This window comes from Kosakonia arachidis (genome assembly GCF_900116535.1).
In the GTDB taxonomy this organism is placed as follows: Bacteria; Pseudomonadota; Gammaproteobacteria; order Enterobacterales; family Enterobacteriaceae; genus Kosakonia; species Kosakonia arachidis.
In genome coordinates this window covers 80,941-96,555 of record NZ_FPAU01000002.1, presented here as the reverse complement: position 1 = coordinate 96,555, position 15,615 = coordinate 80,941, and the positions used below count along the sequence as shown (strand labels likewise).

General features: G+C 54.4%; 15 protein-coding genes. 5 read left to right on the top strand and 10 right to left on the bottom strand.

The window, feature by feature from the left end:
• The first annotated feature begins 224 nt into the window (after window positions 1-224).
• The 5 genes from yqaB to BM427_RS08535 all read left to right on the top strand — a co-directional run bounded on the left by yqaB (window position 225) and on the right by BM427_RS08535 (window position 4,348).
• Complete coding sequence (gene yqaB, locus BM427_RS08555; protein WP_090120879.1) at window positions 225-791, top strand: fructose-1-phosphate/6-phosphogluconate phosphatase; 567 nt, start codon at window positions 225-227, stop codon at window positions 789-791.
• On the top strand, window positions 788-1,216 hold the full coding sequence (locus tag BM427_RS08550) for a YqaA family protein (protein ID WP_090120878.1): 429 nt from the start codon (window positions 788-790) through the stop codon (window positions 1,214-1,216). The genes yqaB and BM427_RS08550 overlap by 4 nt, the downstream gene beginning before the upstream one ends.
• Window positions 1,217-1,296: 80 nt before the next feature.
• Entirely contained in the window at window positions 1,297-2,841 is a 1,545-nt protein-coding gene (gene gshA / locus BM427_RS08545; RefSeq protein WP_090120876.1) for a glutamate--cysteine ligase, read from the top strand.
• Window positions 2,842-2,994: 153 nt separating this feature from the next.
• Window positions 2,995-3,510 (top strand): S-ribosylhomocysteine lyase, encoded by a 516-nt coding sequence (gene luxS / locus BM427_RS08540; RefSeq protein ID WP_090120875.1) that lies wholly within the window; start codon window positions 2,995-2,997, stop codon window positions 3,508-3,510.
• Window positions 3,511-3,577: 67 nt separating this feature from the next.
• Window positions 3,578-4,348 (top strand): AraC family transcriptional regulator, encoded by a 771-nt coding sequence (locus BM427_RS08535; protein ID WP_090120874.1) that lies wholly within the window; start codon window positions 3,578-3,580, stop codon window positions 4,346-4,348.
• Here the strand turns inward: BM427_RS08535 and leuA are convergent.
• From leuA to proV, 10 genes are all read right to left on the bottom strand, one after another.
• Window positions 4,345-5,994: a 2-isopropylmalate synthase gene (gene leuA / locus BM427_RS08530; RefSeq protein ID WP_090120872.1), complete on the bottom strand. Its 1,650-nt coding sequence runs from the start codon at window positions 5,992-5,994 to the stop codon at window positions 4,345-4,347. The genes BM427_RS08535 and leuA overlap by 4 nt on opposite strands.
• A 113-nt stretch (window positions 5,995-6,107) precedes the next feature.
• A complete protein-coding gene (gene emrB / locus BM427_RS08525; RefSeq protein ID WP_090120870.1) occupies window positions 6,108-7,640 on the bottom strand; it encodes a multidrug efflux MFS transporter permease subunit EmrB in 1,533 nt (510 codons plus the stop codon).
• Window positions 7,641-7,655: 15 nt separating this feature from the next.
• The gene (gene emrA, locus BM427_RS08520) at window positions 7,656-8,828 is read right to left on the bottom strand and encodes a multidrug efflux MFS transporter periplasmic adaptor subunit EmrA (RefSeq protein WP_090120868.1); all 1,173 of its coding nucleotides are present in this window, start codon (window positions 8,826-8,828) and stop codon (window positions 7,656-7,658) included.
• 116 nt (window positions 8,829-8,944) lie between these two features.
• Window positions 8,945-9,475: a transcriptional repressor MprA gene (gene mprA / locus BM427_RS08515; RefSeq protein WP_090120866.1), complete on the bottom strand. Its 531-nt coding sequence runs from the start codon at window positions 9,473-9,475 to the stop codon at window positions 8,945-8,947.
• A gap of 90 nt (window positions 9,476-9,565) precedes the next feature.
• Window positions 9,566-9,901, bottom strand: a complete 336-nt coding sequence (gene ygaH, locus BM427_RS08510) for an L-valine transporter subunit YgaH (protein WP_090120864.1) — start codon at window positions 9,899-9,901, stop codon at window positions 9,566-9,568.
• Window positions 9,891-10,637, bottom strand: coding sequence for an AzlC family ABC transporter permease (locus BM427_RS08505; RefSeq protein ID WP_254779579.1), 747 nt, complete (start codon window positions 10,635-10,637; stop codon window positions 9,891-9,893). The genes ygaH and BM427_RS08505 overlap by 11 nt, the downstream gene beginning before the upstream one ends.
• A gap of 122 nt (window positions 10,638-10,759) precedes the next feature.
• Entirely contained in the window at window positions 10,760-11,944 is a 1,185-nt protein-coding gene (locus BM427_RS08500) for an MFS transporter (protein WP_090120863.1), read from the bottom strand.
• 251 nt (window positions 11,945-12,195) lie between these two features.
• Window positions 12,196-13,191 carry a glycine betaine/L-proline ABC transporter substrate-binding protein ProX gene (proX, locus tag BM427_RS08495; RefSeq protein ID WP_090120862.1) on the bottom strand — a complete coding sequence of 332 codons (996 nt, stop codon included), beginning with the start codon at window positions 13,189-13,191 and terminating at the stop codon, window positions 12,196-12,198.
• A gap of 61 nt (window positions 13,192-13,252) precedes the next feature.
• Window positions 13,253-14,317 (bottom strand): glycine betaine/L-proline ABC transporter permease ProW, encoded by a 1,065-nt coding sequence (gene proW / locus BM427_RS08490; RefSeq protein WP_090120860.1) that lies wholly within the window; start codon window positions 14,315-14,317, stop codon window positions 13,253-13,255.
• Window positions 14,310-15,512, bottom strand: a complete 1,203-nt coding sequence (proV, locus tag BM427_RS08485) for a glycine betaine/L-proline ABC transporter ATP-binding protein ProV (protein ID WP_090120859.1) — start codon at window positions 15,510-15,512, stop codon at window positions 14,310-14,312. Before proV ends, proW begins: the two co-directional genes overlap by 8 nt.
• Window positions 15,513-15,615 lie beyond the last annotated feature (103 nt).

Genomic DNA, 15,615 nt, shown 5'->3' with positions numbered 1-15,615 from the left:
GGATAACGTTGCATCAGCAACGGCCCGCAGGGCGAGTCGAAAGACGAGTCATCCTCCCGGATGCACCATCTTAGTTAAACCTCTTCCTCGTTTTATCGCGTGTTTACGCTTTATCTATCAATCCACCCGAAAAAACCAACATTTGTCCTTATCATTTGCTGACAGCGACAAAAATCACTGTTTACGTTAAAGTAACTGTTTGTTATCCGCTTTGTGAGAACATGATGTACGAACGTTACGCTGGTCTGATTTTTGATATGGATGGCACCATCCTGGACACCGAGCCGACCCACCGTAAAGCCTGGAATGAAGTGCTGGGGCGTTACGGGATGCGTTTTGACGAGCAGTCAATGGTTGGGCTAAATGGTGCACCGACCTGGCGTATCGCGCAGTTCATTATTGAAGCTAACCAAGGCGATCTCGATCCGCATGCACTGGCGCAGGAGAAAACTGCATTGGTTAAAGCGATGCTGCTGGATTCAGTGCGCCCTCTGCCATTAATCGACGTTGTAAAAGAGTGGCACGGCCGTCGCCCTATGTCGGTAGGAACCGGCAGTGAAAGCGCGATTGCGGAAGCGTTATTGGCGCACCTTGGCCTGCGTCACTATTTCAATGCGGTTGTTGCTGCCGATCATGTTAAAAATCACAAACCTGCACCGGATACCTTCCTGCTTTGCGCCCAACAAATGGGCGTGGAGCCAGCGCGATGCGTGGTATTTGAAGATGCAGATTTTGGTATCCAGGCGGCGCAGGCCGCCGGTATGGATGCAATTGATGTACGCTTATTGTGAGTGACAGCCTGTCGCTCTTGTCATTGTTTGCCAGTAGCTTCCTCAGCGCCACGCTGTTGCCTGGTAATTCTGAGGTCGTGCTGATTGCAATGCTGCTATCGGGTGTCAGTCAGCCCTGGTTGCTCGTCGTAATAGCAACAATGGGTAATAGCCTTGGAGGGTTGACTAACGTTATTCTTGGGCGTTTCTTTCCGCAGCGTAAAACATCGCGCTGGCAGGAAAAAGCGACTCACTGGCTCAAGCGTTACGGCGCGGCAGCGCTGCTTCTGAGCTGGATGCCTGTTATAGGCGATGTGCTGTGTCTACTGGCGGGCTGGATGCGCCTTTCATGGGGACCAGTGCTGTTTTTTTTATGCCTTGGCAAGGCGTTACGCTATGTGGCGATAGCCCTGGTAACGCTACAGGGTATGACGTGGTGGCACTAATTGGATTGAGTGAGTGACCTTTAATCGTCAACCATTACAATTATGCTTAATAAAATGATTATTACACGCGGGAGGTCAACTTGATCCCGGACGTATCACAGGCATTGTCCTGGCTGGAAAAACATCCTCAGGTCGTTAAGGGGATCCAACGCGGTCTTGAACGTGAGACGCTGCGCGTAAACGCAGATGGCTCGCTGGCGACGACTGGTCATGCAGCGACGCTCGGCTCTGCCTTAACTCATCGGTGGATCACCACTGATTTTGCGGAATCACTTCTGGAGTTTATTACGCCGGTCGATAGCGATATCGACCATATGTTGACGATCATGCGTGATATTCATCGCTACACCGCCCGCCAGATTGGCGATGAGCGGATGTGGCCTCTGAGTATGCCGTGCTATATCAAAGACGGCCAGCAGATTGAGTTGGCGCAATACGGCACCTCTAACATCGGTCGCCTGAAAACACTCTATCGCGAAGGGTTGAAAAACCGCTATGGCGCGCTGATGCAAACCATTTCCGGCGTGCATTACAACTTCTCGTTGCCGATGGAGTTTTGGGAAGCGAAAAGTGGCGGTACCGATAAAGATACGGTCTCCGACGGCTATTTCCGCCTGATTCGTAACTATTACCGTTTCGGCTGGGTAATCCCGTATCTGTTTGGTGCGTCTCCGGCGATCTGTTCGTCGTTCCTGCAAGGGAAACCGACCACTCTGCCGTTTGAGAAAACGCCGAATGGTATGTATTACCTGCCGTATGCCACGTCGCTGCGCTTAAGCGATCTGGGCTATACCAATAAATCGCAGAGCAATCTGGGCATCACCTTTAATAATCTGCACGATTATGTGGTGGCGCTGAAGCGGGCGATAAAAACGCCTTCGGAAGAGTACGCTAAAATAGGTCTGAAGAAAGACGATAAGTATCTGCAAATCAATACCAATATTTTGCAGATCGAGAACGAGTTGTATGCGCCGATCCGCCCGAAACGCGTAACCCGCAGCGGTGAAACGCCGTCGGACGCGCTGCTGCGCGGCGGCATTGAATATATTGAAGTGCGCTCGCTGGACATCAACCCCTTCACGGCGATTGGCGTTGACAAGCAGCAGGTTCGCTTCCTCGATCTGTTTATGGTCTGGTGCGTGCTTGCTGATGCGCCGGAGATGAGCAGCGACGAACTGCTGTGTACGCGTACAAACTGGAATCGCGTGATTCTGGAAGGGCGTAAACCGGGCCTGACGCTGGGTATTGGCTGTGAAACTGCGCAATTCCCGCTGGCGAAGGTCGGCAAAGATCTGTTCCAGGATTTGAAACGAGTGGCGCAGACACTCGATGGCGTGTACGGTGGCAACGAATACGAGCAGGTGTGTGAACAACTGGTCGGCAGCTTCGACGATCCGGAGCTCACTTTCTCGGCGCGTATTCTGCGTTCGATGATCGATAATGGTATGGGTGGCACCGGCAAAGCGCTGGGCGATCAGTATCGTTCACAGCTTCGCGAAGAGCCGCTGGAAATCCTGCATGAGGAAGATTTTATCGCCGAGTGCAAAGCATCGCTGGCGCGTCAGGCAGAGGTTGAAGCCGGGGATAGCGAGTCATTTGAAGCGTTACTCGCGCGTCACGCCTGACAGAAAAGAAAAAGGCCACATTACTGTGGCCAAAATTTCATCTCTGAAAATCAGGGATGATGATAACAAATGCGCGTCTTTCACATACTCAGACTCGCACGAAAAAGAAGAGTTCATTTTTTATTTAAAAAAATCACTGTCGGAGGTGACTAAATGCCATTGTTGGATAGCTTCACTGTCGATCATACCCGTATGGAAGCCCCTGCTGTCCGTGTAGCCAAAACCATGGACACGCCGCATGGCGATACCATCACCGTATTCGACCTGCGTTTCTGCGTGCCTAACAAAGAGGTCATGCCGGAAAAAGGGATCCACACGCTGGAGCATCTGTTTGCTGGTTTCATGCGTAACCACCTCAACGGCAACGGCGTTGAGATCATCGATATTTCGCCGATGGGTTGTCGCACGGGCTTCTATATGAGCCTGATTGGCACGCCGGATGAGCAGCGCGTTGCGGATGCGTGGAAAGCGGCGATGGCCGATGTATTGAAGGTGAAGGAACAGAGCCAGATCCCGGAACTGAACGTCTACCAGTGCGGCACCTATACCATGCACTCGCTGGAAGAAGCACAGGAAATCGCCCATCACATTCTTGACCGCGATGTCCGCGTTAACAGCAACGAAGAGCTGGCCCTGCCGAAAGAAAAATTGCAGGAACTGCACATCTAGTGCTGTCATTGTAGCGCCCGGTAGCTCGCTTACCGGGCCTGCTTTCTCGCCACCCAGCGGCAACCCGATGACGACCACTTTAACCTTCTCCTTTACGCACCGTCCTCTACATCCCTTTGCCCATGATTATCAGCACGGCGACAGCGAACCGTGGCATCAGCACGACTGTGCACAGCTATTGCATAGCCTGAGCGGCGTGGTGCGTGTGGATACCGCTGCTGGGTGCTGGGTCGTTCCTCCTGGTCGCGGCGTGTGGTTACCCGCCGGAACACAGCATGCCATCCGCATTACCGGCAGCGTCGCAGCCCGCACGCTGTTTATCGATCCGCTGGCCCGCGCCGATCTGCCTGCGTCCTGCCAGATCGTGCAGATCACGCCGCTGCTGCGCGAACTCATCGTCGCTGCGTTCGATCTGGCCCTGCAGTACATGCCCGGTAGCCGCGATGAACGCATCTATGAACTGATTCTGGATGAGATCCGCGCCATGCCGGTGCTGCCGTTTCACCTGCCGGAGCCGCAAAGCGCAGCGTTGCGCCAGCTGTGCGAACAGATCCGCGCCGAACCGGGACTAAGCTGGAGCAGCGCGCAGTCAGCCAGCCTGACGAACATGAGCGAGCGCACGCTGAACCGGCATTTTCAGCAGCAAACGGGGGTAAGTTACGGCGAATGGGTGCGACGCGCCCGTTTATTGGCGGCGCTGTTGCGCCTGGCTCAAGGGCAATCGGTACTGCGCGTGGCGCTGGATCTGGGATATGGCAGCCACAGCGCCTTTACAGCGATGTTTCGCCGGGTGATGGGTGTATCACCCAGCGACTACTTCCGCGAACCTTCCCTTTAGCCCACCGCGTTTAGTAACGCCTGCAATGAAGCACGCGCGACATCATTATCAATCCCAACGCCCCAGCGGCTGCTGCCATCCTGATACAGGCAGCGAATATACGCCACCGAGCGGCTGTCGCTGCGCACGCCAAGCGTGTGCTCATGGTAATCCTTAATGACAAAGGGTTTGCCAAGCCACGGAGTAATGGCGTTGGCGGCCGCCGAAAGCAAGCCATTGCCGCTGCCGGTCAGTTCGCGCGTTTTACCTTCCCGCATGACTGTCGCCGTCAGTCGTAACTGACCATCCTGCTGGCTGTCGCTGCGATAATGTTGCAGCGACAGCGGCGGCGAAGGTATAAGACCGTAGCGGTTGCGGAACAATTGCCACAGCGCATTTTGCGTCATCTCTTTGCCGTGTTTATCCGTCTCCTGCTGCACATGTTGGCTAAAATCCTGTTGCAGGGCACGCGGCAGTTTCAGGCCATGGTTCTGTTCAATCAGCCAGGCGCTACCGCTTTTCCCGGACTGGCTGTTCACACGGATCACCGCTTCATAACTACAGCCTATATCCTGCGGATCGACCGGCAGATAGGGCATCTCCCAGTGGCTACCTGCTTTACGGGCATCGAACCCTTTTTTGATCGCGTCCTGATGCGAACCGGAAAATGCGGTATAGGCCAGGCTGCCAGCCCACGGATGACGCGGGTGTACCGGCAGTTGATTACAGATTTCCACCACTTCCACCACGCGCGGCATATCGCTGAAATCGAGTTGCGGGCTGATCCCCTGGCTATAGAGATTCATCGCCAGTGTTACCAGACAGACATTACCGGTGCGTTCACCGTTACCAAACAGGCAGCCTTCAACGCGATCGGCTCCGGCCATCACCGCCAGCTCTGCGCAGGCAACGCCGGTACCGCGATCGTTATGCGGATGCACGCTAATGCACACGTCGTTGCGGCGGCTGAAGTGGCGGCAGAAATATTCAATCTGATCGGCATAAACATTCGGCGTACTGACTTCAACGGTCGCCGGCAGGTTAATGATCATCGGACGTTCGGCGCACGGTTGCCAGACACCGGCCACCGCTTCGCAAATCTCCAGCGCGAAATCGGCTTCGGTAAAGCAAAACGTCTCCGGTGAATACTCATACTGCCAGCGCGTTTGCGGATTCTCTTCACACAGTTGACGAATCAGTTGTGTGGAGCGCGTCGCCAGTTCGACAACCTGCGCTTTCTCCATGCCAAATACCAGGCGGCGAAACAGTGGTGCAGTGGCGTTGTACAAATGAATTGTCGCCTGCCTGACTCCTTGTAGCGAAGCAAAGGTGCGGTAAATTAAATCCTCCCGCGCCTGGGTTAATACCTGAATCGTCACATCGTTGGGAATGCGCTGCTCTTCAATCAACTGGCGAACAAAGTTGAAATCCGTTTGCGAGGCCGAAGGGAAAGCCACCTCAATCTCTTTAAAGCCGCACGCCAATAGCAGTTCCCAGAATTGCAGCTTGCGTGCGCTATCCATCGGTTCTGCCAGCGCCTGGTTGCCGTCGCGCAGATCGGTGGAAAGCCAGCGCGGCGCATGGGTAATGCGTTGTTCAGGCCAGCGGCGATCGGGCAGGGCGAAAGGGGTGAACGGGGAATATTTTTCTGCGGGATTTTTTAGCATGCTGCGCTCCTGTTGTCTTTTCACCATCGTGAAGCGATTTCAGGAGCGCTGCTTTATCGGAACTGACAACCACTGTCGCGTTCTGGACAAGGCGCGGCAAACCGCGCCAAAGATCAGTGCGCGCCGCCGCCGCCACCGGCACCGAAAGGTGGTCTGGCAAACCACACCAGGCTGAGCAGGATCAGAAATACACCCGCCGAGAACCAGAAGATCTCATTGGCGGAAATAATCAGCCCCTGATTGGTGATCTGCTGCGCTATCCAACCGGACGCTTGCTGTTGCGACATCCCCATGCCTTGCAGTTGGTTATACATCTCCTGCGCGTTAGGGTTGTACGGGTTGACCGACTCGGTGAGTTGCGCATGGTGCATCGACTCCCGGTTAGTCCACAGCGTGGTAGTGATAGAGGTCCCAATTGAACCGGCCAGTGTACGGGTGAAGTTCGACAGGCTGGATGCCGCCGCCAGTCGCTCAGGCGGCAAGCCGGAGAGCGTGATAGTGGTGAGCGGCATAAAGAAGCAGGCCACGGCGAAACCCTGAATAAATTGCGGCCAGGCGGAAGCGCCAAAGTCCATTCCCGGTTCGAAGGTATACGCACGCCAGTAGAAGCATACCGCATACATAATAAAGCTGAAGGTCACCAGACGACGCATATCCAGCTTATGGGCGAAGCGGCCAATAATCGGCGACAGCAGCACCGGGATCACCCCGACAGGCGCGGAGGCCAGCCCCGCCCACGTTGCCGTGTAGCCATACACCTCCTGCAATAGCTGCGGCAGCAGAACAATCGCGCCGAAGTAGAGCATATAGGCGAGGCTAATGCACAGGCAGCCGATGGTAAAATTTCGCGATTTAAACAGTGACAGATCGACTATCGGATTCTCATCGGTCAACTCCCAGACCACCAGGAAACTGATTGACACCACGGCGACAATCGTCAGCACGATGATCTCTGTCGAATTAAACCAGTCCAGCTCTTTGCCTTGATCGAGCATCACCTGCAAACTGCCGATACCGAGAATCAGCAGCGCCAGGCCAATACCGTCAATGCGTCGCTGTTCGGTTCGCGTCTCGCGGCCGCGCAGGGTTTGCAGCGTCAGCAACACCACCAGCGCGCCGATCGGCACGTTGATAAAGAAGATCCAGCCCCAGTGGTAGTTATCACTGATATAACCGCCAAGGATCGGACCACAAATCGGCGCGACAATGACTGTCATTGACCACAGCGCCAGCGCGATGGAGCGTTTGGCGGGCGGGTAGTTGCTCAGCAACAAACTCTGGGAGAGCGGGATCAACGGCCCGGCGACAATCCCCTGGATCACACGGAAGAAGATCAGCATCGTCAGGCTGCTGGAGACGCCGCACGCCCAGGAGGCGATAGCGAAGGCCACCGTTGACCAGAGGAACAGCTTTACTTCACCGATGCGCTTTGCCAGCCAGCCGGTGATCGGGATCGAGATGGCGTTCGCCACCCCGAAAGAGGTGATCACCCATGTCCCCTGGCTCAGCGATGAGCCAAGGTTGCCGGCTATTGTGGGAATAGCCACGTTAGCGATGGTGGAGTCCAGCACCTGCATGAAGGTCGCAAGCGACAGCGCAATGGTCATAATGACCAGTTGCGCGCCTTCCAGCGGTTTCTGTTGCATTGCACTCACCTCAGATTAACCGGCGTTGGCTTTCACGATGTTTTCGATCAGCGTGTTGACCGGGTCAAGGCTAATCTCCCGTGCGTTGCTTTCATACGCCGGGCTACTGCGCACCTGGCTTGCCAGCACCTGACCTTCACGATCTGCCGTATCGATCTTTACCAGCGTTGAGAGACCAATACGCAGTGGATGGTCGGCAAGTTGTTTGGCGTCCAGCTCAATACGTACCGGTAGGCGCTGAACCACTTTGATCCAGTTACCGGTCGCGTTTTGCGCAGGCAACAATGAGAACGCGCTGCCGGTGCCCATATCGAGGCCGACCACTTTCCCGTTGTAGGTCACTTCATCGCCATAGATATCGCTGACCACGGTTGCCGTCTGGCCAATACGCATATGCGCAAGCTGTGTCTCTTTGAAGTTAGCATCCACCCACAGATTGGTGGCCGGAACGACGGCCATTAATGCGGTGGTTGGGCTGATTTGTGCACCAGGCTGTACCGCGCGACGCGAAACGTAGCCGGTGATAGGGCTGACGATTTTCGTACGTTGCAGTGCCAGCCAGCTATTGCGGACTTCGGTTGCGGCCTGTTTAACTGCCGGTTGATCTTCCAGCGGCGTATCAAGCACGATCGCCTGGTTGGCGTTGTATTGCTGAATGGCCACGTCCAGATCGGCCTGCGCGCTGGTCACGGCATCACGGGCGTGTTGCAGCTCTTCGCGGCCGATCAAATTGGCAGTACCGAGTGGAATACGGCGGTTTAAATCGCTCTGTGCCTGGGCGAGGGCGGTTTTTTTCACCTCGATGTTCGCGAGCAACTGCTTGCTATTGATCATCGACTGGCGGGTTTGACGAACGCTGCTTGCCAGTGCAGTCTGCGCTTTTTCAAACGCCTGCTGCGCATCGGTGGTATCCAGCGTAACCAGCACATCTCCCTGTTTTACAAAATCGGTATTGTCAGCCCAGACTTTCGTCACGCTGCCGGAGACCTGCGCCATGATTTGCACCTGGTTCCCTGCTACATAAGCGTCATCGGTTTCTTCATAATGACGCAGTACCAAAAACCAATAAACTCCGTATGCCACGGCAATAACAATAAAGAGCAAGGTCAGCATTAGAAGGGCACCTTTACGTTTGCCTCTCTTTTTTACCGGTTGCTGCGGGGGATGACTCTCCGCATTTGCGCTCATGCTTTTCTCCACGATCTTCTTATTTGATGTCGACACAGCCGACCTTCCGTTAGAAAGGCCAGCATCAGGCTGGCCCTTATATTCTTTTATCCTGGATATTCGAACGGTCTGTCGCGTTAGCGCAGCGCCTCAAGAATAAGGCCGTCTTCTTCCATCTTGTCGAGACGCGTAAGTAACTTACGTGTGATCTGCTCAAGCTGGGCTTTCTCAGCGTCGCTCAGGGAAGACCACAGTTGATGCAGACAGTTGTGCTGCGGGGGCAGAACCTGACGCAGGAATTCGTGACCTTTATCAGTCAGTTGCAGATGCAAGCAGCGGCGATCGTTATCACTTTCGCGACGTTCGATCCAGCCGCGTTTTTCCAGCTCATCGGCGATACGTGTGGCATTGGTACGTGAAGAACCCAGCGCGCTGCTCAATTCAGACGGCTGAATGCTATGGTTTTCTTGCGACTCCAGCGTGATCAACGCCATAAACAACGTCTCGTTAATACCCTGCGCTTTCAGCATTTTGTTGCGGTTTTCCAACAGCTTACCCTGCATATGCATGCACAGACGGGTGAGCAAAATCTCCTGAAACGGAAAATCCTCATAGCGGCTGGCGCGAAACTTAAGCATTTGCTCTATGGGCGTAAACGAACTATCCATTTGTGTATGACCTCATTAATTGCAGTCGATATAGTAACGACAGTGACAAATAAAGTAAATGTATTATTTGTTGCTAATAATTTGCCTTATCTATAAATCCGTCAGCAGTTTCCATGCGATTCCGTACGCAAGTGCACTGAGTAGCGTGGGGAGAATAATGCTGCGTGTTTTCCAGAAGCTGAGACCCAGCACCGCGAAGCCAACCAGCGTTGGCAACAGGCGGCGCCCATCATGAATGATCTCTGGTACGCATGACACCACCAGCAATGAACAAATAGAGGCGATGCCGATGGTGTCCAGCAGGATGCCGACAACCCCACGTTTTGTCGGGTTTGGCCGCCCGACACGAACGCGCAAAGGAAGATAGCGAAATAAAAAATTAACGCAGCCTACCAGCAGACCGAGCAGTAAAATTTCATGCCTCATCGGGAACACCCTGATAAAACGCCTGCACCAGCGCGGCAATGCAGCCAGAAACGATCCCGGCGAGGATCGCCGCAGGGATAGAGAACAGGGTTAAACCGGCCAGCGCGCCAAGCAGCGCGGCGGTAACGCTCGGCGTCTGGCGACGCTGGAACGACGCCAGCAGGAAGCTCATAAACAGAGCGGGCAACATAAAACCCAACGCTGATTCAACAGCTGGATATCCCTCCAGCAGGCCGCTGCCGGAAAATGCGCCCAGCACTGTTCCGGCGACCCAGGAGAGCCATGAAAATAATGCGATGCCTATCATCCAGTTTTCGCTCCAGCAACGATTATCGCGTACCAATTTGGTAGTTGCGGCAGCAAACACTTCGTCCGTCAGGCCAAAAGCCCAGATCGCAGTTTTCGGATTTTTAAGCGGTTGCAAAATACGGCTGCGTAACGATGGGCCATACAGCACGTGGCGAACATCCATCGCCATAACGGTCAACGCGGCAACCCACAAGGTGCTGCCCGCAGCAAGCAGGGTGGTAATGACAAATTGGCTGGCGCCTGCGTAGATAATGCAGGAGAAAAAGAGGCTTTCAAGAGGAGAAAAACCGAGTTTGCTGGCATTCATGCCAAAGGTAAATGCAACGGGGATGTAGCTTAAAACGATGGGAAGGCTGTCTATGATACCTTCCCGTAGTGTGGCTACTCTCACTGGCTCGGCGTCTGGAGGTATTGCTGAACTATCCATAGTCTTTGTTATATATCACCCACGTTAATATAACCGGGATAAACAAGTCCTATAACCTTAACAGACTGAGGGGCGTGTTAACACCCGGTTTTTAGTGGAATGGTATAAATGTGAGCGCTTGCTTACTTCACTACTTGTTGGCGATGAAATCCTCGCCACCAGACCAGCAGATTCAACAGCGCCAGCGTACTGCCTGCCACGCAGACGCCTGTCCAGCCCGTATGTTGCCATGCGGAGGCCGAGATCAACGAACCTGCCGCGCCGCCAATAAAGTAGCTGGTCATATAACCGGCGGTCAGGCGGTTACGCGCATCCGGTTTGATGCGGTAAATCACCGTCTGGTTGGTGATATGCACACCTTGCACGGTGAGATCCAGCACAATGATGCCAATAATCAGGGCGATAACCGAGCTGTGACCAAGCCAAATGGCGAACCATGAAAACAGCAACAATATCAGACTGCCCGTGGTGGTGAGATGCGATTTACCGCGATCCGCCAGGCCACCGACGGGACGCGCACCTAATGCGCCCGCCGCGCCGACCAGCCCGAATAAACCGATCACCGCTTCGGAGAAGTTGAACGGTGGCGAGGCCAGCAGAAACGCCATTGAAGTCCATAAAATACTGAAGTTGGCGAAACTCAGACAGCCGAGCAGGGCGCGGGTACGCAGCACTCTATCACCCGCGAACAGCGTAAAAACAGAGCCGAGTAGTTGCGGGTAATTGAGGTGCGTTTCCTGTTTAACTTTCGGCAGGCCACGCCACAGCGCCAGCGCCATCAGCAACATTAGCACGCTGGCGACCCAATAAACTGTGCGCCAGCCGCCGAGACTGGCGAGCAATCCGGCAACGGTGCGCGCCAGTAAAATCCCCAGCAGCAGCCCGCTCATAATGGTGCCGACCACTTTACCGCGTTTATCCGGTGTGGCTAATGTCGCGGCCAGCGGCACGAGGATCTGCGCGACAACGGAGAATAGCCCGGTCAGCGCTGTGCCGAGGACCATGAAGCTCAGCGACGAACTGCTGGCGGTAATCAACATGCCACCCGCTGACAGCAGCGTCATGACCACAATAAGCGTTCGCCGCTCAAAGATGTCGCCGAGCGGCACCAGAAACAGCAAGCCAGCGGCATAGCCAAGCTGTGCGGCGGTGACAATAAAACCCGCCTGGTCGGGCGACAGCGAAAAGGCATGAGCGATGGTGTCGAGCAGCGGTTGCGCATAGTAATTGCTGGCGACCGCAAGGCCCGTTGCAACGGACATCAGCGCGATCAGCGCCGGGCTAAGAATGTGGTTTGCTTGTGTCATAGGAATGCGTAGTCAGATAATGGTTTTTTCAGAAACCTATCTTAGTCAATCGCTTGAGAGGGCATGTTGTTATTTGTGCAGTCATCTCAGGGTGAGCCGATGGCGCTTTGATTGCCGAATGGCGGCACAGCCTTAACCGGCTTGAGTGCTGTGCTATGCCTGAATGTTCAACGCTGGCGGTATATCGCGCGCAGGCCGGATAAGCGAAAGCGCCATCCAGCATAAACCGAACGGCGCTTTGTCAGGAGGGATTACTTCTGCGCGGCCAGCGCTTCTTTTACCCAGCCGTCAAACTGCTGCTGGTGTGCTTTGATCCAGCCGTCAACATGACTCTGGATATCCGCTTCAGAGGCTTTGCCGTTATGCATCATCGCGTTCTGCGCATTGATGTCGGCGATAGGCAACTTCATCACCGAGAACAATTTCGCCGCTGCCGGGTTTTTCTCCGCCCACGCTTTGTTGGCAACAATGTGCATGGTGTTCACCGGGAAGCCATAGTTCATACCGTTCGGCAGTTTGGTGTCGATATCTTTCTGTTTGCCCGGCAGGGAAGAGAACGGTACCTGCAACCAGACCACATCTTTACCCGGTTTCAGCACATCGCTCACCCAGTAGGGCGTCCAGGTGTAATAGAGCACCGGTTTACCCTCTTTGAAGCGGGTAATGGTGTCCGCCATCATTGCTGCATAGTTGCCCTGATTATGCGCCACGGTGTTGCTCAGGCCGTAGGCGTCGATCTGGTGATTAATCACTGCTTCACAGCCCCAGCCAGGCGTGCAACCGGTCAAATCGGCTTTGCCGTCGCCATTGGTGTCGAACAGTTTGGCTATTTTCGGATCTTTAAGCTGATCGATGCTTTTAATATGATACTGCTCGGCGGTTTTCTTATCGATCAAGTAACCCTGCGCCGCGCCGGTGACAAACACCCCGGAACGGTAGAATTTGCTGTCACCACCCGCAGCGGCATACATGTCGTCATGCAGCGGCTGCCAGTTAACGGCGGTAAAGGTGACGTCACCTGCGGCAAGGGAGGTGTAACCGACGTTGTAATCCACTTCACTCGGTTTATTCACCGTATAGCCGAGTTTTTCCAACCCACGGCTGACCAGCAGTGTCTGGAAGGTTTCTTCAGAAATGGTGCTCTGGAAGGGCTGTACGGTGATGCCTTTGCCGGGAAGGTCTGCAGCAAATGTGCTGGTAGAGACAAGGGTAGCAAACGCTGTGGCAAAAAGTATGCTATGTCGCATCGTTGTTCCTTATTGTTCAGATAGGACGTGTCGACCCGGCGCCGGGCACCGGGAAACAGGTTTATTTTGCGAATGGACGGGTCAGCAGACCCAGCGGGCCGGTTTGATACCAGCGACGATTTCCGCGGCTGCGGGAATCGCGGCCGACAGCCTGCGTCAGGCGGTCGAGAATGATGGCGAGGATCACAATCCCAACGCCGCCGACGGTCGCCAGCCCCATATCGAGACGGCCGATACCGCGCAGTACCATCTGGCCAAGCCCGCCAACGGCGATCATTGAGGCGATCACTACCATGGAGAGGGCAAGCATCAGCGTCTGGTTAATTCCCGCCATAATGGTAGGCATGGCCAGTGGTAACTGTACTTTGAATAACATCTGACGCGGGCTGGCGCCAAATGAACGGGAAGCTTCAATCAAATCTGCCGGAACCTGGTTAATACCGAGTATTGTCAAACGCACCACCGGCGGCAGGGCGAAGATAATCGTCACCACCACGCCCGGCACGTTGCCGATACCAAACAGCATCACAATCGGCACCAGGTAAACAAACGCTGGCGTGGTCTGCATGGCATCCAGCAGCGGGCGAATGATTTTCGAAGCCCGTGGGCTACGTGCCAGCCAGATCCCCAACGGCAAACCGATCATCACGCAGAACAGCAGCGCGGTCAGCACCAGCGCCAGCGTGACCATCGCCTGCGACCAGGCGCCAATTGCGCCAATGGCAATCAGCGATACCAGCGTGGCAATCCCCATTCCGGCACTGCTCATCTGCCATGCGATCAGTGAGAACACGATAATTGCTACCGGCGCAGGCATCCCCAGTAGTAGTTGCTGGAAAGTGCTCAGGATATAGTCGATAGGAATGCGGATCCCCTGGAATACCGGGCGGAAGTGCATTACTACCCAGTCGATCCCCTGTGTTACCCAACTATCTAGCGGGATCAGCGTCTTATGGAATGGATCCATAATATTGAAATGTTCTGGCGCGGGTGCTGACGCACTGTGGAGCCAGTCGGCACCGCTGCCGTCAGAGGGCGTAGCAGATCCGCCGCCCCAGGCATCTGCGGATTGCGCCGCACTATCGGTTACTGGCGCGCTATCCCACGGGTTATTTTGATCAGCCATTGTTTGCCCCCTCGCGATCTAAAGCCTGTAGCAGCATCCGTTTCGAGATGATGCCCACATATTGTTGTTCTTCACCGATGACCGGCACGGCGCAGGGCGCTTGTCCAACATGGGAGAGCAACTCGCTGAGCGGCGTTTCCGCCTCTACTGCAAGCGGGGAGTCAATTAACGCCGCCTCGATACCCTGGTTCTGGCTGAGCGCCGCTTTCAGGGAGTCGATGGAGACAATGCCGACAAATTTATTGCCGCGTTCAATTACATAACCGTATTCACGGTCTTCATCCTGCAACAATTTCAGTGCCGAGCGCGGGCCAAAACCCGGAGTTTTACGGATCAAACCTACCGGTGTTCGACGCGCAATATCTTTCGCGCTAAACACCTGGCTAATATCCACTCCACGGAAGAAAGTGCGCACATAATCATTGGCCGGATTATTCAATATTTCATCCGGCGTACCGACCTGTACCACTTCGCCGTTTTGCATAATGGCAATACGGTCGCCAATACGCATGGCTTCATCGAGATCGTGGGAAATAAACACGATAGTACGCTGATGTTTCGCTTGCAGCTTTACAAGTTCATCCTGCATTTCCGTACGAATTAAAGGATCGAGTGCCGAAAAGGCTTCATCCATTAATAGAATGTCCGGATTAATAGCTAATGCGCGCGCCAGGCCAACACGCTGGCGCATACCGCCGGAGAGTTCATCCGGATATGCGTGCGCATAATTTTCCAGCCCGACCTGACGCAGGGCGTCGAGCGCTTTTTCCTGTCGCGCCTGCGGTGCAATTCCCGCTAATTCCATACCAAATGCGGTATTATCCAGTACCGTCATATGGGGCATTAACGCAAACGACTGGAAGACCATCGCAATCTTTTTCCTGCGCACCTCGCGTAATTCGGTATCTGATATTTTGGCGATATCTACGCCATCAATCAGCACCTGTCCGCGGGTGGGTTCAATCAGGCGATTGAGAAGGCGTACCATAGTGGATTTACCCGATCCGGATAACCCCATGATGACAAATATCTCGCCTTCTTCAATGGCCAGACTGGCGTCTTTAACGCCGAGCGATAGCCCCGTTTTTTCCAGAACCGCTTCTTTTGAAAGTCCTTTCTCAATATATTTGAAAGCCCGCTGCGGATGCTCGCCAAATATTTTATAGAGATTCTTTACTTCTAATTTAATTGCCATGCAATAAAAGAGTTCCTGTTATTTATTGTGTCGATATAATACCTGGGGATAATAATTGACTGACTATACCCTAACATACTCAGAATCTGAGACAACCCTGAAT